Source organism: Brucella sp. IR073 (genome assembly GCF_049065735.1).
GTDB lineage: Bacteria > Pseudomonadota > Alphaproteobacteria > Rhizobiales > Rhizobiaceae > Paramesorhizobium.
The window spans coordinates 20505-38532 of sequence record NZ_JBAKHD010000009.1 but is presented as its reverse complement, the minus strand read 5'-3'; the positions used below and the strand labels follow the sequence as shown (position 1 = coordinate 38532).

Sequence of the window (18028 nt, the reverse complement as noted above, 5' to 3'; positions counted from 1 at the left end):
ATAGGGTCGGGTGGGGGTGGTTAAGGCAGCGCGGTGTCTTCGCCCGCTGAGGCACGTCGCCACCCCCATCCGTCTGCTCCGCAGACACCTTCTCCGCAAGGGGGAAGGAGGGCGCGAACCGGCCCGGCAGAGCGAAGGGCGCTGTCCCGCCAATGTATCAGACGTAAAAGCATCAACGGGAGGCGACGAATGCCCACCCCTATCCATAACCACCCCCACCGCAGCCCCCTGCAAAGGCTCGCCCACGCCTCCGAGCCATGGCTCTACAGCGCGCCCGCGCTCATCCTCATCGCCGCCATCATGCTGGTGCCGCTGGTTCTCGGTATCTCCTACGCCTTTCGCGATATTCAGCTGCTCAACCCGTTCTCGGGCGGCTTCGTTGGCCTTGAGCACTTCCAGACCCTCGCCAAGGACCGCGCCTTCTTTGTCGCGCTCAAGAACACGCTCTGGTGGACCGGCGGCTCGGTCTTGCTGCAATTCATCTTCGGGCTGATCCTCGCGCTGCTTCTCGACAAGCCATTTCGCGGTCGCGGGCTGGCGCAGGCGCTGGTTTTCCTGCCTTGGGCGGTGCCGACATTCCTCTCCGGCCTCAACTGGGCCTGGCTGTTCAATCCTGTCATCGGCCCCTTGCCGCACTGGCTTCATACGCTCGGTATCCTCGACGCGCCCAACAATATCCTGTCCGATCCAAACCTCGCCATGTGGGGCATCATCACCGCCGGCGTCTGGTGGGGCATCCCGTTCTTCGCCATCACCATGCTCGCCGCGCTTCAGGCCATCCCGCGCGATCTCTACGAGGCCGCCGCCATTGACGGCGCCGGGCCGGTGCAGCGCTTTCTTTCGATCACGCTGCCCTATCTCGCCCCCACCATGGCGATCACCATTCTCCTGCGCACCGTCTGGATTGCCAACAGCGCCGACCTCATCGTCGTCATGACTGGCGGCGGGCCTGCCGACCGTACACAGATCGTCGCAAGCTACATCTTTACCCAAGCCTTCAAGCGGCTCGATTTCGGCTATGCCTCGGCCATCGCGCTCGTGCTGCTCATACTGCTGCTCGCCTATTCGATGCTGATCGTGCTGTTGCGCCAGACATTGCTGAATAAGGATTGATGCCATGACCGCTCGCAAACTCCTGCTTCTTGGAGCCCATCGCGGCGCGATCCTGCTCTATATCCTGTTCGCGCTGTTTCCGCTGTTCTGGCTCCTGAAAGTCTCGGTCACGCCGAACGACCTTCTTTACAGCGAAGGCGTCCGGCTCTGGCCCTCGCGCATCACCTTCGAGCATTTCAGCCATGTTTTGACGCACAGCTCCTTTCCGCTGTTTTTCCGCAACAGCCTGATCGTCTCGGGTGCGACGGCGGTGGTGGTAACGCTCTTCGCCTCGCTCTCCGGCTATGCCCTGTCGCGGTTCAACTTCCGGGGCAAATACTGGATCGTCGCGCTGATGCTGCTGACGCAAATGTTCCCGCTCGTGATGCTGATCGCCCCGATCTACAAGATCATGGCGCCGCTCGGCCTCACCAACAGTCTCGTCGGGCTCGTCATCGTCTATTCGGCCTTCAACATGCCGTTCGCGACCTTCCTGATGCAGTCCTTCTTCGACGGCATTCCGAAGGACCTTGAGGAAGCGGCCAAGATCGACGGCGCGACGCAATTCACCGCATTCCACCAGATCATCCTGCCGCTGACGCTCCCCGGCATCGCGGCGACGCTCGGCTTCGTCTTCACCGCCGCCTGGAGTGAACTCCTCTTCGCGCTGATGCTGATCTCCGGCAACGATGCGGCGACGTTCCCCGTGGGCCTTCTCACCTTCGTGTCGAAATTCTCCGTCGATTTCGGGCAGATGATGGCGGCGGGCGTGCTGGCGCTCATTCCCGCCTGCGTCTTCTTCTTCCTCATCCAACGCTATCTCGTGCAGGGCCTCACCGCCGGCGCGGTCAAAGGCTGAAAGGATTTTCCATGGCTTCGATCGATATCCAGTCCGTCCGCAAGAGCTATGGCGACCTTGCCGTGCTGCACGGCGTCGATCTTTCGATCCGTGACGGCGAGTTCATCGTTCTGGTCGGCCCGTCAGGCTGCGGCAAGTCCACGCTGCTGCGCATGATCGCGGGGCTGGAGGAGATTTCCTCCGGCGAGGTGCAGATCGGCGGCAAGCGGGTCAACGATCTCGCGCCGAAGGACCGCGACATCGCCATGGTGTTCCAGTCCTATGCGCTCTATCCGCATATGAGCGTTGCCGGCAATATGAGCTACAGCCTTCGCCTGCGCAAAACGCCGAAGGAGAAAATCGCGGAAGCGATCAAATCGACTGCAAACAAGCTCGGCCTCGATCCGCTCTTGGAACGCCGCCCCAAGGCGCTCTCCGGCGGACAGCGCCAGCGCGTCGCCATGGGCCGCGCCATCGTGCGCCAGCCCAAGGCCTTCCTGTTCGACGAGCCGCTGTCCAACCTCGATGCCCGCCTGCGCGAGCAGATGCGCGCCGAGATCAAGAAGCTGCATGGCGAGCTGAAAGCCACCTCGATCTACGTCACCCACGATCAGATCGAGGCGATGACGCTCGCGGACCGCATCGTCGCCATGCATGGCGGCGTCGTGCAGCAGGTGGGTTCGCCGCTGGATCTCTATGATCGTCCGGCGAATCTGTTCGTGGCCGGGTTCATCGGCTCGCCCGCGATGAATTTTCTCGACGTCACCTATCTTGAAGCGGATGGCGGCCCGCGCTTGAAACTTGCCGATGGAACGCCAATCCCGCTGCCGCAGCCAATGCCGCTTGGCGACGGCGCGAAGGCGACGCTGGGCATTCGTCCGGAACATGTGACGATCGAGAAGCAAGGCGGACTGCCGGCTCAAGTGGATCTCGTCGAGCCGACCGGCTTCGGCATCATCCTGCATCTCTCCCTGCACGGCCTGCCGTTCAAGATATTCACGCTCGACCGCGAAGCGCTCCATGCCAAGGGCGCGGTGCAGGTGAGTTTCCCCGCCCAGCATCTCCATCTCTTCGACGGGCAAGGCAACCGCGTTGAAACCTCAGACGGAACGCCGCAATAATCCGCCAGAGCGTGAGAACCTATCCGCGCCGCCCGCTCCACGGGCCTTGCTGGACGGTAATTTGTGATTGAAGGGGCCATGATCTGCCGGCGATGATTTCGACGCACAGTTTCATGGCCGCCCTGGCTTTCACTTTATTGTGTGGATCAAATATTCAATCCAGGCAGTTGAAGTGACGGCTTCGGAACCTCCCGAAGCAGCCGCCGGATCGTGCGCGGATGAACCGCGTATTTTTCAGCAACCGAATTGATGGTCTCCCCCATGGACCGGATGGCGGCGACTGCCTCCAGCCGCTGTGATTCGCTTAAGGCCGGAGGCCGGCCGATGTGATGTCCCTTTGCCCTGGCGGCCCTCATCCCCGCCCTGGTCCTCTCCCCGATCAGAGACCGCTCGAATTCCGCCAGCGCCGCCATGATGTGAAAGATGAGCCGGCCGCCGGGCGAGCGCGTGTCGATGCTCTCCGTCAATGAGTAGAATTCTATCTTCCGCGCCGCCAGCGCATCTATGGTTTCCACCAGATCGAGCAGAGACCGCCCCAGCCGGTCTAGTTTCCAGACGATAAGCGTATCGCCCGGCGAAAGGGACTCCAGAACTTGCGTGAGGCCGGGCCGGGAAAAATCCACGCCTGAAACCCCGTGGTCTTCGAAAATATGGTCGCATCCAGCAGCATGTAACGCCTCCCTTTGCAGATCAAGACTTTGATCATCCGTCGATACGCGTGCGTAACCAAACTTCATGCTCAATTTTCCTTCAATCTTTTCAGTGCATTGTCTGCGTTCTCCTTCTCGTTGCATGCCGCGAGGCGGCCTCCCGTGATTTTGGCTTGACTCAAGGGGACGGTTTTGTCCGTCCCGAATTTGCCCCGATTTAGCCTGTGTCACCCCACAGAAGCTGCTAGCGATTACAAGCATTTCTGCGTACTGTTACCCGTTGCTGCACTTATAGACAAAAGCCTCCCCTTTCTCCCGATCTGAGAGACAGAAACCGCGCCAGGCGGCCGCAATGGTTGCTTTGGATTGACTTAGATTGTGGAGGTATTTTGGAATGAACGTCTTCGTTTGCTTCGATTAAGCGCCCGATGAACCGGGTTTGTCCTGCCTATTCTCCAATCTGAACTTTGGATGCTTTTCCGCTCGGGCTTCTGGCCGCTCGGACTACGATGTTTTTTCGCAAGCGAGGAATGAATGAAATCGACTGCAACGCTTAAAATGACCACTTCCGTCGTCGCGCTGATCGCGGCGACGGCTGCGCCCGCGCAGGCGCAACAGGCCGGATGGACCGGGGGAAGCTCGTATTACTACAGCTGCACGGGCGGTACCTGCGCCGCGACCGGTGACAATCACTGGGGTAATGCCGCCAACTGGTCGGGTGGCGCGGCGCCGACGGCGAATACCGACGTGAATATCGGTCTTTCCACCTATCAATCGGGAACGAGCCCCCGCCCGACGCAGCATGACACGGTCGATATTGTTGGGGGCAGCACGGCGGATGCGCGGTCCGTCACGATCGGCTTTACCGGGGCTCGGGCTGACTCCGGGAGTTTCGGCCGGGGCGAGCTCAACGTCACCGAAAACTCGCATCTGAATGTCGGCCGGACGCTTACCGTGGGCGCGGATGGTCGTGGGGCTCTCAATATCGAAGCGGGCAGCTCGGTCGACGCACAGGGCCGCGTTACGGTGGGGGCGGATGAGCCGAGCCAGGGTGTGCTGCGGAATGCGGGCACGATGGTCAACCGGCGGGACCTGATCGTCGGCGTGGACGGGGAAGGTATCGCCGTGACGGAAGGCGCCGGCGCGATCACCGAGATCCGTGGCGATACCAGGGTCGGAGGCGAGGAAACCGGGCTGGGCCTCGTGGTGGTTCGCGATGGCGGGACGATGACCGGCGCAGGCCGGTTCGATGTCGGCTATGAAGATGGCTCCACCGGTATCGTTGTGATCAACAATGGCGGTACGGTGCGCGTCGGCGATGGCAACGGCACGCTCACGCTTGCCAATGAGGCGGGTTCGACAGGTATCCTGAACATCGGCGCCTATTCCCCGACGGGCGGCAATTACGGCATCGACAGCACCCTTTATGGCGTCCAGCCGGGCGATCTTTCTGCCGCCGCCGGCTTCGGTAATCTCGACGCCAAGACTATCCAGTTCGGCCAGGGCGCCGGCTTCGTCAACTTCAAGCACACCGGCACCGCAGCCGACGACTCGCGCTTCAAGGCCGGTTTCGCGGGCGATGGCACGGTCACGCATTATGCCGGCTATACCGTGCTCGACGGCGACTCCTCCGGCTTCACCGGTACTTTGACGGTGCTGGGCGGCGTTGCCGTGGCCAACAATGTGCTGGCGGGCAAGGTCGCGGTCGGTGCCGATGGCACTCTGGGCATCGGTGATGGCGGCACGACCGGCGACGTCGTCAACGATATCTACAGCGAGGGTCTTACGCAGTTCAACCGTTCCGACCGCTATGTCTATGACAGCGTCATCAGCGGAACGGGCGCGGTCGAGCAGGTGGGCACGGGCACGACGGTCCTCACCGGAGCTAACACCTATACCGGCAAGACCACCGTCACCAACGGCACGCTCCAACTTGGCGACGGCGGCACGTCCGGCTCGATCGCAAACACCTCGGGCGTCGAGATCGAGGAAAACGGCACGCTCGCCTTCAACCGCTCCGATGCGGTGCTGTTCGACCGGAAGATCACCGGAGCGGGCAAACTCGCCCAGATCGGCTCCGGCCTCACCAATATCACGCAAGACAATTCCGGTTTCACCGGCGAGGCGCGGGTGGAAAAGGGCATCCTCTCGGTCAATGGCGTCCTCAAGGGCACGATGGATGTGCAGGGCGGCGTGCTGGAAGGCGTCGGACGCGTCGGCGCCACCACCGTGCGCAAGGACGGCGCCATCGCTCCGGGCAACATCCTCGGGGAGCGGATCGCCAAGCTCACCGTCGACGGCGACCTGACGCAGGAGGCGGGCTCGAAATATCTGGCCGATCTGCGCTCCACCGGTCAGAACGACCTGTTGCAGGTGACCGGCAAGGCTGACATCGCCGAGGGCTCCGTGCTCAATGTCTCGAAGCTGGACAAGGGCCGGTATGAGCTGGAGCATCGCTATACCGTGCTTTCGGCTGCCGGGGGCGTTACCGGCGATTACAACCTGACGGGCGACACCTGGGTTTCGACTTTCTACCAGGTCGAGGATCACTACGACGCCAACAATGTCTATCTCGACGTTGCCCAGCATCGCCTGTTCCAGGAGGCGGGCAAGACCCGCAACCAGATCGCCGCGGCGACCGCCGCGCAGGAACTGAAGGCCGAGCGCGATCCGAAGACGAACTACCCGACCAACGAGCTGTTCCGGGCCATCGCCTATCTCCAGACCGATGGCGAGGCGCAGCATGCTTTCGACGTGATCTCAGGCGAAATCCACGCTTCGGCCAAGGCCGATCTGGTGGAGAGCAGCAAGTTCGTCCGCGATGCCGTCACCAGCCGTATCCGTGGCGCTTTCGGGCTCGATGCGGAGGCGCCGAGCCAGGCCGTGGTCAGCAAGGATGGCAGCGCGGCGACGACGCCGGGCGATGCGGAAGGCACGGTTCTGTGGGCCAACGGTTTCGGCTCCTGGGGGACGCTCGAGGGTGACGGCAATGCCGGCGACCTCGACCGCAATATCGGCGGTGCCTTTGTCGGCATCGATACGCCGGTTGCCCAGAACTTCCGCGTCGGTCTCGTCGGCGGCTATAGCGACGCTTCCTATGATGCGGCAGGCCGCCAGTCGACCGGGTCGAGCCGCAATTTCGACATCGGCGTCTATGGCGGCGGCCAGTGGGATGCGGTGGGCGTACGGCTCGGCGCCAATTACACTTGGCACAAGCTCGAATTCGACCGCTCGGTCGTCTTCCCCGGTTTCGCGGAGTCGATCTCGTCCGACTATGACGGGCACACGATCCAGGCCTATGGCGATATCGGCTACACGTTCCGCCAAGGCGCGGCAAACTTCGAGCCCTTCGCGGCGCTCGCCTATGTCAGCACCAAGACGGATGGCTATGCCGAAACGGGTGGTGTCTCTGCTCTGACGGGCGAAAGTGACGATATGGGCACGGGCTTCTCAACCCTCGGCGTGAGGGCATCCACGGAAATCCAGCCCGGCGTCATCGCACGCGGCATGGCCGGCTGGCGGCATGCCTTCGGCGACACCGATACGAATGCGTCCCATGCCTTTGCCGGCAGCAGCGTTTTCACCGTCGGCGGTGTGCCGATCTCGAAGAACCTGGCCGTGCTCGAGCTCGGCGTCGATGCCGCCGTCAATGAGAAGCTGACGGTCGGTGTCTCCTATGCCGGGCAGCTCGGCGACGGCGTCCAGGATCACGGCCTCAAGGGCAAGCTGGACTGGAAGTTCTAAGCGCTATGATCCCGGAAAGCCGGCGTCTTTTCGGGATCATGTTCCAGAATTCTCCGTGCGTCCCGCCAGATTGCACGGGGAGGCTGACCGCCGGAACGATACCCGCGCATCGTTCCGGCGGTCACAGAAATCGGCCGGCAGGGGGACCCGGAATGCGTAGCGAGAGAGTGTCTGCAAGGCGAATTCTTCGGTTCCTGATAGGGCTGGCCCGGCGCGGCGTGGCGCCAGACGGGAGCCGGGACGAACGGGCGCAGAGAACGGCGCTTCCGCAATTCCTGGAGATAACGCCCTATCCCGAAAGGCTGTTCGACCTCAGGGCGCGTCCAAGGGCAGGGCAGGTTTTCGGACGGAAACCCGCTCCGGCGGCAGGGCAGAGACTTTCATTAAGCGCGTTGCGGCAATTGGCGAAGATCGATCGATAGGGGCGTTGAATGGAAACGGCGAGCGGCAATCGGGTCATGCGCATTATCGGCGGCTGGGGCGGCAAGAAGGCGGCCGTCGCGGCGATTGAGGAGGAGAACGATCTGGCGGTGCTGCTCGATTCGGTGCAGCAGGTCGCGCTGACGCTGCAGGAGGAGTATGAGCGCAGCCTCGCCAAGGTCGGCCGGGATGTATCGCAGCTCGCCACGCAGGTTGCGACGCTGCACCCGATGGTGTCGAAGCTCAAGAACGATCATTCCGTCGACGACAAGCGCAACCGGGTTCTGGAAGCCGAGCAGGCGCGGCTGAAAGAGCAGGTTGGCAAGATCCAGGGCGAGCTCGAGCATTACCGTTCCCTCAGCGTGAAACTGCGCGAGCAGCTCGATGTCGCGACGGAGCGCGAGGCAAACGAGAAGAATGCCGTCAAGACTCTCAAGGCCGATCTCGAAAAGGCGCTGTCCGATATCCAGGAACGGGACGCCGAGCTCACTTATGAAAGGCGCAAGCGCAGCGAGGCTGAGCAGGACCGGGACACGATGCGCTCCCGGGTCGCCAAGCTGGAAGCGGAATATTTCCAGGCAAAGCGCGCCATCGCCAAGGTCATCAACGACCACGGCATCGTGAAGGGCAATCTCGCGACGCGCGAACTGGAATTGGAGCGCGCGCTGGAGGACTTTTCGATCGAGCGGTCCGCCCGCGCACAGGCCGAGGCGTTGCTTGCCCGCAGCCGGCACGAGCTGGAGGAAGCCCAGCGCGGCAACCGCGAGAAGGAGAAGGAACTCCGCCGGCTCATCGAGCAGTATGAGGCGGAAATCCAGGATCTGCGCGCCAGGAAGACCAATGCCGAAAACGCGGAAATGGCGCTGCGCGGCAAGGTCGTGCTGGTCCAGCGCCTGCTGGTGAACCAGCGCTCCAAGACGGACAAGGCCTACGAGCATATCGGCCATCTGCAGGAGTCGATCCGCAAGCTGATGTCGGACGAGGCGTCGGGGAGGGGGCAGGACATCAACCTCGAATGGGAGCCGGACGAGGAGCAGATCGCGGCGGAGGAACTCGAAAGCATCGATCTGAAGACGGACGCGCCAGAAGCCTCCACGCCGAGCCAGGTGGTTCGGCTTCCAGTCAGAGACCGCAATAACAACAACAATAACTGACCCATGCCATGCAGGAGGACGCGCAGGAATTCGGAACATCCAGATCGGACAGGGCGCCATCCCACGACGCAACGAACGTCCTGTCCGTGCGGCCCGCCGCCGCAGGGGCCAGCCAAAGCCCATCCCTCGATAGGATATTGGCTGGCCCCCCTTTCACCCCAGGGGAGCCCCCGATGAAGACCGAATGGCGGGAGTTTGCCGGGATCGTCTTCACGATGGTGTTTCAGCCCATCGTGGATGTCACCTCCAGCGGCGATCCCTACGCTTATGAGGCGCTCGTGCGCGGGGCGGGAGGAATGAGCGCGTCGGCTGTCCTCGGCAGCGTCGAGGATCACGACCGTGACGCTTTCGATGCGGCGTGCCGGGCGGCTGCCGTGGAGATCGCCGCCGCCTATCGCCTGGAAGGCAGGCTCAGCCTCAACATCTCGCCTTCCGCCCTGTGCAACCCGCGCCACAGCATCTATTCGACGATCCGCTCGGCGCGGCAGGCGGGGTTCGCGGTAGACCGGCTCATCTTCGAAGTCACCGAACACGATACCCGCCACAACCTGCCGATGTTCAAGCGCTATTTCGACGCATATCGCAAGCGTGGCGTGACCATCGGCATCGACGATTTCGGCGCGGGTTATGCGGGGCTTAATACGCTCATCCTGGTGCGGCCCGATATCATCAAGCTCGATGCGGGTCTTATCCGCGGCATCGAAGACGATCCGCTGCGCCAGGCGCTCGTGCGCGGCACGCTGGAGGCGTGCCGGCGCGTCGGGATCTCCGTCATCGCGGAGGGGATCGAAACGGCGGCGGAAAAGAGTGTCCTGCAGGCCATGGGGATCGAGCTGATGCAGGGCTATTTCTTCGCAAGGCCTGCTTCCATTGCCGCCTGGACGGAAGGGTGGAGCGCCCGATGAAGAAGAGAGGTGTCCGGAGAGTTCCGGTCCCGCGGACCGACAGGGAGGCGATCGAGTTTGCTGTCTATCACCTGGACCAGTTCGACGTTCAGAGCTTCCTGTTTGACTGGCTCACCGGGGAATCCATCGAGAAATATCTGCAGACGGAAAGGCCTCACACGTGTCACTAAGTATAAACATCTAGCGGGAGTTGCAAAAGTCAAAAATATCGCTTAAAATGAACCTATGGTTGATTTTAAGATGTTATATACTTTTTGATTGTTGCGATGTAGAAAGATTTCGCAATGAGTACTTAGCATTTTGTTAACCATGCCCGGAAGCCGTTCCACCCAGGAAGGCATCCGGAAATGACACGGGGTGCGGCAGCCGAGGGCGCAAGGGCTTCTGCCACCTTTCTCGCAATTGCGCGACTTGAAAACGAGGGACTATCCATGAAATTTATTCTTCCGATGGCCACGGCGGTGACCGCTGCGGCGCTTTCCACCATGCCGGCGGCGGCGCAGCAGGCCACCGACAATATCGGCGTCAGCCTGACGGTCGAGGCCAGCTGCACCATCGATGCCAACGACCTGGCTTTCGGCGCGACGGGCGGCCAGATCGCGGCCGATCTTCCCCAGACGACGACCTTGAGCGTCACCTGCACCAATGGCGCGCCCTTCAACATCGGCCTCAATGACGGCGGAACCGACGAGCCGGCGGTGACACGCAAGATGTCGAACGTCACCACGCCGACCGCTAAGGTAAACTACAATCTTTATAAAGAAGCCGGGCATACCAATGTCTGGGGCAATACGCCGGGAACGAACACCACGGACGGCACGGGCACGGGCACCGCGCAAACCTTCACCGTCTATGCCCGGATTCCGGCCGGCCAGAACAACCTGACCGTCGGCCAGTACACCGACACGATCACGGCCACCATCTGGTATGGCAGCCAGTACGTCGCTCCCTCCGGTACCTGATAGATGAGCGGGCGTCTTTTCTTCACGGCGGCAGCATTCTTGCTGCCGCTCGCATTCGCGTCGGGCGTCGCCGCGGCGACGCTTCGAGTCGCGCCGATTTCGGTCGAGCTCAAGGGAGGCGCTAGCGCCTCTTCCGTGCGCGTCTGGAACGACGACAAGACCCCGGTGCGCGTGCAGGCGCGGGTTTTCCGCTCGCTGGAAAAGAATGGCAAAGCCGTGCTCCAACCTACCCGTGACGTGGTTGCCAGCCCGCCCATGGCGACGCTGAAACCCGGGACGGAGAATCTCATCCGCATCGTGCGGGTGTCGAAGAAGCCGGTCGATCACAAGGAGACCTATCGCCTGGTCATCGACCAGCTGCCCGACGCAGCGCAGGTCAAGCCCGGAACGGTAAAGATCCTCGTGCGTCATGCCATACCGGTTTCTTTCGAATAAGACTCCAGCGGCCGGCTTGATGCTGGCCGCCGTTATTTTCGCCTTGGGCGCGCGAATGGCACGTGCCCAAGGCGTCGATCTTTCGGTGCTCGATGCGCCGCTTCGCCCGACGCTCGAACAGCCATCCGCTACGAATGACCTGCAATTGGAAGTCACCATCAATGGTGACCCGATGAAGCTGGTCGCCTCGGTGCGAAAGGAGGCCGACGGCACGCTTTCCATGGAGCCGGACCAGCTTCGCAATGTCGGTATCCGTCCGGTCGAGGCGGCGAAGCGCCCCGATGGCCGCATCGCGCTCGACCGCCTGCCCGGTGTCAAGGCCGTCATCGACGAGCAGCGCCAGATGCTCGACTTCACCGCGCCGAACAGCGCGCGTCAGCCGCGGCAGATTTCGGCCAATGGCGGAATCCAGCCGATGGACAGGGACGATCCGCGCAACAAGGTGGAGACGAATTTCGGCACGCTGCTCAATTATTCGCTCTACGCGAATGTGTTTTCCGGCGACAATGAATATTTCTGGCGCGACGGCCTTTCGGGCACGTTCGAGAACCGGGTTTTCGGCTCCGCCGGGGTGATCGACAATTCCATGATGCTGGCCGAGGGCGAGGTGAGACGGCTCGATAGCAGTTGGTCGTGGTCGGATATCGATACGCTGCGCACATACCGCGCGGGCGATGTGATCACCGGCTCTTTAAGCTGGACGCGCCCGACGCGGCTGGGCGGCCTTCAGCTGCAGCGCAATTTTTCCTTAAGGCCCGGATTGGTGACGATGCCGATCCCGGACTTTTCCGCGAGTGCCGCCGTGCCTTCCACCGTCGACGTGTTTCTCGACAATACGCGGCGCTTTTCCAATCCGGTTCCCGCCGGTCCCTTCGAGCTGACCGACATGCCGGTCGTCACGGGCCCCGGCACGGCGCGGATCGTGGTGCGCGACGCTGCCGGCAACGAGACCGTCACCGAAACCGCCTATTTCGTCTCCGATCAGCTGCTACGGCAGGGTTTTATCGATTATTCGCTGGAGCTGGGCGTGCCGCGCACCGGCTACGGCACGGAAGACGACACCTATGACAAGCGGCTGATGGGCTCCGCCTCGGCGCGATACGGCCTCACCAACTGGCTGACGCTGGAAGGCCATGCGGAGGGCGGCGAGGGGCTGGTCAATGGCGGGTTTGGCGTCGTCAGCGGCATCGGGCGATGGGGCGTCGGCTCTCTGGCGGTGTCGGGATCGACGGCGGATGGCGAGACGGGTTATCAGGTTACCGGCGCGGCGGAGTTCGATCTTTTCGGCGCGCGGCTGCAGGCGCGAATTCAGCGGGCCTTCGGCAACTATAATGATATCGCCTCGGTTACGACGCCCCGGCTTGTCGATGACGATGGCTACATTTACTCCGGGGCGACGGCGAAGGCGATGGACCAGCTATCGCTGTCCTTTCCGCTCGATTTCGACGTGCCTTCCTATGTCAATTTCAATTATACGAGGCTCGAGCGGTTCGACGGTTTCGAGCAAAGCGTTGTCGGAGCCTCGTTCAGCCGGGCCCTGTTTGGCGGTACGTTCACTGCGTCCGGCTTCACCGACATCGAGAACGACGAATACGGCCTGATCGCCAGCTTCTCGATGCCCCTCGGCAAGGACATGACGCTCAGCACATCGGCCCTTTCCGATAAGGACGGCATCTCAGGCATCGCCACGATCAGCCGCGCGGCGCGGGAGGAAAACGGCAATCTCGGCTGGTGGGTGTCGCGCCAGCAGAACGACAGTTCCAGCACCGCTGCGGCGGTCGACTGGCGCTCGCCGGTGGCCCGAATGGGCGGCACGGTCAGCTACCAGAACGGTGAGACGGCGGCCAATGCGCGGGTGTCGGGCTCGGTGGTGGCGATGGGCGGCGGCGTATTCGTCGCCGACCGTATCAACGACGCCTTTGCCGTGGTGGACGCTGGCATTCCCGGTGTGCCGGTGCTGTTCGAAAACCGCCCCGCGGGCAAGACGGGGCGGAGCGGCAAGCTGCTGCTGCCGGACCTGCGCTCCTATGAGCGCAACCGCGTCGGCGTCGATCCTAAGGATCTGCCGCTGGACGTCACCGTCGATGCAACCCGGCGCGATGTCATCCCAGCCGGGCGCTCGGGTGTGATCGTTCCCTTCGGCAAGAAGAAGGCAGGCAGCTCCTCGCTGGTCATCTTCCGGCAGAAGAATGGTGATTTTCTAGAGATGGGAACGCTGGGGCGCACCGATGCCGGCTCGGAACCGTTCATGGTCGGCTATGACGGCGAGACGTTCATCGGAGGACTGCAATCGCGCAACCGGCTGGTCCTGGAGCGGCCGAACGGCGAAAAATGCGTCGCGGAATTTCCCTATCGCCCGAATCCCGGCGAGCAGACCGTGGTGCCGGATGTTCCATGTGTTTCATTGAGGGAATAGAGGTTTTTATGCCCGCTCGATTTCTTTTCATTGTTCTCTTTGCGCTTTTGGCCTCTGTCGATCATGCCGATGCCGCGACCTGCACCGCCAATGTCAGCAACCTCGATTTCAGCAATGTCGATACATTGGAGAACGGCACGGCGGCGGCCGCCACGATCTCCATCAATTGCGAGAATGTCGGTTCGTCCTCGCTCACGGTCTGCGGCAATTTCGGCGCGGGGTCCGGCGGCCTGTCGGGCAATGCCCGTCAGATGGTTTCCGGCGCGGATGGCTTGCGGTTCGGGTTGTTCGCCGACGCAAACCATGCCAGGCCCTGGGGCCACGCCGATAATACCGCGCTGGGATCGCCGCAACGCTTCAGCCTTCCCGTCACTGGAACGACCGCCTCGGGAACGATGACGCTCTATGGCCTTGTTCCCAAACAGCTGAATGCCCGCACCGGCAGCTACACCTCGCAATTCACCGGCAATGACGCGCTGTTCTATTATGCCGAAGGCGATACATTGCAATGCGAGAGCCCGGCGGGGGCGAATTCCACAACGGCAAGTGTTGTTGCAAGTGCTGCCGTGCAGGCCCGTTGCCAAATCGTGGCGGACGATATCAATTTCGGCACGGTGGGGATTATCGCGTCGCCGATCGATGCAACCGGTCAATTGCACATCACCTGCACGCCGGGGGTCGACTATACGATTGCGCTCGACGGCGGCTCGAGCAATGCCACCAACCCGGAGCAGCGGCAGATGCACTCCGGCGCAAACACCGTCACTTACGGGCTATACTCCAATACCCAACGAACCCAGGGTTGGGGCTCGGGCGCCGATGCCGTGGCCGGAGAGGGAAGCGGCACTGAGACCCGCACCGTCTATGGCCGGGTGCCGGTGCAACAGGCCGTGCCGGGTCATTATACCGATACGGTGGTGGTGACGATTACTTATGCGGCGAAATAAATCTATTCGTCCACCTCGATCACGCCCAGGCCGAAAATCGGCGCGAAGCGCTCCAAGACTTCCGCCATGATTTCAGGGGCAAGCTTGTCAGCAGATTTTTCCGCGTTCCGTATCCGCCAATCCATCGACCTGACTTGATCGATTTGAACGACGCCGGTGATCCGCGTCCCAGCGCCCGAGAGGGATACGGCAAAGCCGCTGTTGCGCGTGGCATTTCCGACTGTCGTAATCGGCGCAATGAAGGCAAATCCGGTTATATGGTTGAATTTCCAAGCCGACAAAATCAACCCGGCATGTCTTCCGCGCTGCTCTCTTCCGGCCGACGGATGCATGTCAAGCCACCAGATTTCACCGGGCGCGGGGACGTTGGGCTTTACCAAATTTCACGTCCCACGGGCGACATGTCCATCCATTCGCGTTCTTCTTCGCTCAACGGGGCATCGCGGTCATAGCCTTCGAGCAGTTCGTCGAGCGTATATTTCGGCTGCCGAACCTTAATTGTTTTGTTCTGTTCAGGCATCGGCTCGGCAATGACCTGCGTCCCCTTGACGGAAACCGCCATTTCCTGCCCCTCCGTCAGTCCTAGCATATTTCGCGCGACTGCGGGGATAGTCATGACCAGCGATCCGCCCGATTTCTTCAGCTTCGCCGTCGCAAGCAGCCCTGTGCCCGCGGCTGATCCAACAACTTTACGCTTGGTGTCCGACATCGGTCTGTATCCGTTAAAGTCAAACATTTGTATAACATGGCCCATCACGATCAGCAAGAATAGAGGCTCACACCCGATGCGCCGATGCCAGCCTCCTGATCGTCTTGGCATGCACCCCATAGCGTGATGCGACCGATGAGTTGGACTCGCCTTTTTCCAGGGCGCAGAGCACCTCCGCCGCCTGCTCGGGGCTGAGCGCGGACGGTCTTCCCAGATGCTTGCCGGCGGCGCGGGCCGTCAGCATTCCGGCCCGGGTCCGCTCGCTGATCAGGGCGTGCTCGAATTCCGCCATCGCGGCCATGATGTGAAAAACCAGCCGCCCGCCGGAATTGCTGGTGTCTATGCTTTCGTTGAGCGAGCGGAAGTGGACACCACGGCGGTCGAACCCGTTGATCGTCTCGACCAGATGGACGAGCGAGCGGCCGAGCCGGTCGAGCCGCCAGACGACGAGCGTGTCTCCGGTTTCAAGTCTTTCGAGGACGGCATCGAGGCCGGGCCTTGTCGCCGCTATGCCGGAATAACCTTTGTCCTCGAAAATCAGCTGACAGCCAGCCTGTTGGAGGGCAGCGATCTGAAGCCCCAGATTCTGCTCCTCGGTGGATACCCTCGCATACCCTATAATCATGTTTCAAAGCCGCGGTCCGCTCGGCGACGAAGACTGCCGTCTCACGGTCCGGGCGTCACCCCCACTGCCCAAGTCACATTCTATTTTTTTGGAAGGGCCGTCCACTCCGCACAAGCGCAGTTTACGTTTCCTTTACCATGGGCCGGAAAAAGGCCATCTCCCCCCTGAAATCAAGATGTGGTAGATAAAAAGCTGAGACAGCTTGCTTTTTTGGTAAATACGGAGTGTTGCTTAATTGGGGATAAGGCAGAGAGTTGGGGGAAACTTGGGGCATAACAGGCGAATGCGTAAGATCGCGGGGGCGGCGCGGCGCGTAAAGGAATTGATCGTTTCGGGACGGCTTGAGCCAGGCGTGCGGCTGGACCCGGAATTGCTCGCTGCCCATTCGAGACACACCGTAGAGACCTCGCGGGAGGCTTGCGCCTTGCTCGTCGGGCATGGCCTTGTCGCGCTCAAGAGCGACGATGATTATTACGTCGAGCAGACGGGCATGAACGATCTGCGGGAGGTGATGGCCGTCCGGTTCCTGTTGCAGGGAACCGCGCTCAGGGCATCCATCGCCGCAGGCGGCGCGGAGTGGGAGAAGAATCTCGAGCGCGCCTATAAGCGCCTCAGCACGTTCCAACCGCCCGCCCAGGGGCGGGAGGGTGAAAATCTGGAAAAAGACCTGCTCGATTTCCTTGCCCGTTACCGCGAGTTTCATCAGGCGCTGGTTTCCGCCTGCCCGGTCACCAAGCTTCTGTCGCTTCTCGATATTCTTTTCGACCAGGGGGCGCGCTATTGCCGCCCGGCGGATACGGGAACGGCAATGCTTCAGACCATTACCAAGCCGCTGGAATGCTGGCGCGATCCGGAAGGCCACGAGCGCATCCTGCTCGCCGCCCTCGACCGCGACCCGGAGGCGGCTTCCGAGGAACTGCGCCTCCATCTCCTGATAAGGATCGCCGCGCCTCCTCAGGGCTCGATCTTCCTGAATTGATCCGCGATCCGCGCAGCGTTGAAGACGCCCGCTCGCCTGTCAGCCGGGCGAGCGCCGTTGCCTTGTTGCGTTCAAGCCAGCTTCACCACCTTCGTCAAATGCCGCGGCGTCACAGTATCGATGCCGCGCGCCTGGGCGGCGCGTTCGCCCAATATCTGCAGGGCGGGCAGCAGGCAGAGGCCGGTCAGCGCGGGATCGCAGGCGATGTCGAAGGCGGCGTCCCCCGGCCCGCCAAGGCCGATGACAACAGCGCCTTTCTCCTGCAATTCGGCGACGAGCTTCGCCTCGGCTTCTTTTTGCCCGGCGCCGTAAAGCATCACCACGGCGGTCTTTTCATCCACAAGGCTGATCGGCCCATGGCGATATTCGAGCGGGTGGAAGCCCTGCGTGACGATCTGGCTCATCTCCATCAGCTTCAGCGCCCCCTCGAGCGCCACGCCATAGAGCGGACCGCTGCCGAGGAAGACGAAATGGGAGCGCCCGTCGATAAGGCCGGGCAGGGCGGCATCGACACGGCGCGCAAGGTCCTCCGCCGCGCCGGCGAGCGCATGCGGGATCTCCATGCCGATCAGCTCCACGCCGAGAAGCAGCATCAGGCTGGCCGAGACCGTCATGACGATCCCTTCCTCGCTATGCGTCGGGGCCTCGACCAGCCGGTCGCAGTTGCGGGCGAGGGCGCTCTCCGGCTCCACCGTGATCGCAGTCACGAACGCGCCTGCAGCGCGGCTCGCCTTGGCGGCGGCGACGGTCTCGGTCGTCTCGCCGCTGCGGGAAAGGGCCACCACATGCGTCTTCTGCCAGCGCGGCCAGAAAACACCCGGACGGTTCAGCCATTCCCCGCCCGGCGCCGCAATAGCGGGCTTGCCGGAGATATTGGAGAGAGCGGCGAGGGACAGGGCCAGATTATAGGACGTGCCGCAGCCAACGAAGACCGTCAGCTCAGCCTCTTGGAGCGCGGATATCGAGCCGATTGCCTTTTCCCAATAGGGGAACTGCTCGAAAATCACTTTTTCCGTCGTATTCATGATGTC

Annotated in this window: 16 protein-coding genes; 11 read left to right on the top strand and 5 right to left on the bottom strand. The window is 62.1% G+C overall.

The window, feature by feature from the left end:
• Positions 1-189: 189 nt before the first annotated feature.
• The 3 genes from ACOWVG_RS16835 to ACOWVG_RS16825 are packed head-to-tail and all read left to right on the top strand — an operon-like array spanning position 190 to position 3051.
• Entirely contained in the window at positions 190-1113 is a 924-nt protein-coding gene (locus ACOWVG_RS16835) for a carbohydrate ABC transporter permease (protein WP_420963486.1), read from the top strand.
• 4 nt (positions 1114-1117) lie between these two features.
• Positions 1118-1951, top strand: coding sequence for a carbohydrate ABC transporter permease (locus ACOWVG_RS16830; RefSeq protein WP_420963485.1), 834 nt, complete (start codon positions 1118-1120; stop codon positions 1949-1951).
• An 11-nt stretch (positions 1952-1962) separates the two neighbouring features.
• Positions 1963-3051 (top strand): ABC transporter ATP-binding protein, encoded by a 1089-nt coding sequence (locus ACOWVG_RS16825; protein ID WP_420963484.1) that lies wholly within the window; start codon positions 1963-1965, stop codon positions 3049-3051.
• 146 nt (positions 3052-3197) lie between these two features.
• Here the strand turns inward: ACOWVG_RS16825 and ACOWVG_RS16820 are convergent, their stop codons facing one another.
• Positions 3198-3788, bottom strand: coding sequence for a recombinase family protein (locus tag ACOWVG_RS16820; protein ID WP_420963483.1), 591 nt, complete (start codon positions 3786-3788; stop codon positions 3198-3200).
• Between the two features lie 447 nt (positions 3789-4235).
• Here ACOWVG_RS16820 and ACOWVG_RS16815 point away from each other — a divergent pair, with 447 nt between their 5' ends.
• The 7 genes from ACOWVG_RS16815 (at position 4236) to ACOWVG_RS16785 (ending at position 14684) form a co-directional block, all read left to right on the top strand.
• Complete coding sequence (locus tag ACOWVG_RS16815; RefSeq protein WP_420963482.1) at positions 4236-7445, top strand: autotransporter outer membrane beta-barrel domain-containing protein; 3210 nt, start codon at positions 4236-4238, stop codon at positions 7443-7445.
• A gap of 431 nt (positions 7446-7876) precedes the next feature.
• A complete protein-coding gene (locus ACOWVG_RS16810) occupies positions 7877-9019 on the top strand; it encodes a hypothetical protein (protein WP_420963481.1) in 1143 nt (380 codons plus the stop codon).
• Between the two features lie 173 nt (positions 9020-9192).
• Positions 9193-9924, top strand: a complete 732-nt coding sequence (locus tag ACOWVG_RS16805; RefSeq protein ID WP_420963480.1) for an EAL domain-containing protein — start codon at positions 9193-9195, stop codon at positions 9922-9924.
• 431 nt (positions 9925-10355) lie between these two features.
• A complete protein-coding gene (locus ACOWVG_RS16800; protein ID WP_420963479.1) occupies positions 10356-10886 on the top strand; it encodes a spore coat U domain-containing protein in 531 nt (176 codons plus the stop codon).
• A 3-nt stretch (positions 10887-10889) separates the two neighbouring features.
• Entirely contained in the window at positions 10890-11321 is a 432-nt protein-coding gene (locus ACOWVG_RS16795; RefSeq protein ID WP_420963478.1) for a molecular chaperone, read from the top strand.
• Positions 11322-11376: 55 nt separating this feature from the next.
• Entirely contained in the window at positions 11377-13737 is a 2361-nt protein-coding gene (locus tag ACOWVG_RS16790; RefSeq protein ID WP_420963477.1) for a fimbria/pilus outer membrane usher protein, read from the top strand.
• An 8-nt stretch (positions 13738-13745) separates the two neighbouring features.
• The gene (locus ACOWVG_RS16785; protein ID WP_420963476.1) at positions 13746-14684 is read left to right on the top strand and encodes a spore coat U domain-containing protein; all 939 of its coding nucleotides are present in this window, start codon (positions 13746-13748) and stop codon (positions 14682-14684) included.
• Positions 14685-14686: 2 nt separating this feature from the next.
• Here the strand turns inward: ACOWVG_RS16785 and ACOWVG_RS16780 are convergent, their stop codons facing one another.
• From ACOWVG_RS16780 to ACOWVG_RS16770, 3 genes are all read right to left on the bottom strand, one after another.
• Positions 14687-15064 (bottom strand): type II toxin-antitoxin system PemK/MazF family toxin, encoded by a 378-nt coding sequence (locus ACOWVG_RS16780; RefSeq protein WP_420963475.1) that lies wholly within the window; start codon positions 15062-15064, stop codon positions 14687-14689.
• Positions 15058-15393, bottom strand: a complete 336-nt coding sequence (locus ACOWVG_RS16775; RefSeq protein ID WP_420963474.1) for an AbrB/MazE/SpoVT family DNA-binding domain-containing protein — start codon at positions 15391-15393, stop codon at positions 15058-15060. Before ACOWVG_RS16775 ends, ACOWVG_RS16780 begins: the two co-directional genes overlap by 7 nt.
• 67 nt (positions 15394-15460) lie before the next feature.
• The gene (locus tag ACOWVG_RS16770; RefSeq protein ID WP_420963473.1) at positions 15461-16018 is read right to left on the bottom strand and encodes a recombinase family protein; all 558 of its coding nucleotides are present in this window, start codon (positions 16016-16018) and stop codon (positions 15461-15463) included.
• 283 nt (positions 16019-16301) lie between these two features.
• Between ACOWVG_RS16770 and ACOWVG_RS16765 the strand changes: the two genes are divergently transcribed.
• The gene (locus ACOWVG_RS16765) at positions 16302-16997 is read left to right on the top strand and encodes a GntR family transcriptional regulator (RefSeq protein ID WP_420963472.1); all 696 of its coding nucleotides are present in this window, start codon (positions 16302-16304) and stop codon (positions 16995-16997) included.
• 71 nt (positions 16998-17068) lie between these two features.
• On the opposite strand, the gene ACOWVG_RS16760 is transcribed toward ACOWVG_RS16765, so the two are convergent.
• Entirely contained in the window at positions 17069-18022 is a 954-nt protein-coding gene (locus ACOWVG_RS16760) for an SIS domain-containing protein (protein ID WP_420963471.1), read from the bottom strand.
• Between the last annotated feature and the right edge of the window lie 6 nt (positions 18023-18028).

Bases quoted from the DNA above. Each gene is read 5' to 3' on its own strand.
- ACOWVG_RS16790 (WP_420963477.1), top strand. From the start codon at position 11,377: ATGGCACGTGCCCAAGGCGTCGATCTTTCGGTGCTCGATGCGCCGCTT.
- ACOWVG_RS16760 (WP_420963471.1), bottom strand. From the start codon at position 18,022: ATGAATACGACGGAAAAAGTGATTTTCGAGCAGTTCCCCTATTGGGAA.
- ACOWVG_RS16800 (WP_420963479.1), top strand. From the start codon at position 10,356: ATGAAATTTATTCTTCCGATGGCCACGGCGGTGACCGCTGCGGCGCTT.
- ACOWVG_RS16805 (WP_420963480.1), top strand. From the start codon at position 9,193: ATGAAGACCGAATGGCGGGAGTTTGCCGGGATCGTCTTCACGATGGTG.
- ACOWVG_RS16835 (WP_420963486.1), top strand. From the start codon at position 190: ATGCCCACCCCTATCCATAACCACCCCCACCGCAGCCCCCTGCAAAGG.
- ACOWVG_RS16825 (WP_420963484.1), top strand. From the start codon at position 1,963: ATGGCTTCGATCGATATCCAGTCCGTCCGCAAGAGCTATGGCGACCTT.
- ACOWVG_RS16765 (WP_420963472.1), top strand. From the start codon at position 16,302: ATGCGTAAGATCGCGGGGGCGGCGCGGCGCGTAAAGGAATTGATCGTT.
- ACOWVG_RS16820 (WP_420963483.1), bottom strand. From the start codon at position 3,788: ATGAAGTTTGGTTACGCACGCGTATCGACGGATGATCAAAGTCTTGAT.
- ACOWVG_RS16830 (WP_420963485.1), top strand. From the start codon at position 1,118: ATGACCGCTCGCAAACTCCTGCTTCTTGGAGCCCATCGCGGCGCGATC.
- ACOWVG_RS16795 (WP_420963478.1), top strand. From the start codon at position 10,890: ATGAGCGGGCGTCTTTTCTTCACGGCGGCAGCATTCTTGCTGCCGCTC.
- ACOWVG_RS16770 (WP_420963473.1), bottom strand. From the start codon at position 16,018: ATGATTATAGGGTATGCGAGGGTATCCACCGAGGAGCAGAATCTGGGG.
- ACOWVG_RS16815 (WP_420963482.1), top strand. From the start codon at position 4,236: ATGAAATCGACTGCAACGCTTAAAATGACCACTTCCGTCGTCGCGCTG.
- ACOWVG_RS16785 (WP_420963476.1), top strand. From the start codon at position 13,746: ATGCCCGCTCGATTTCTTTTCATTGTTCTCTTTGCGCTTTTGGCCTCT.
- ACOWVG_RS16775 (WP_420963474.1), bottom strand. From the start codon at position 15,393: ATGTCGGACACCAAGCGTAAAGTTGTTGGATCAGCCGCGGGCACAGGG.
- ACOWVG_RS16810 (WP_420963481.1), top strand. From the start codon at position 7,877: ATGGAAACGGCGAGCGGCAATCGGGTCATGCGCATTATCGGCGGCTGG.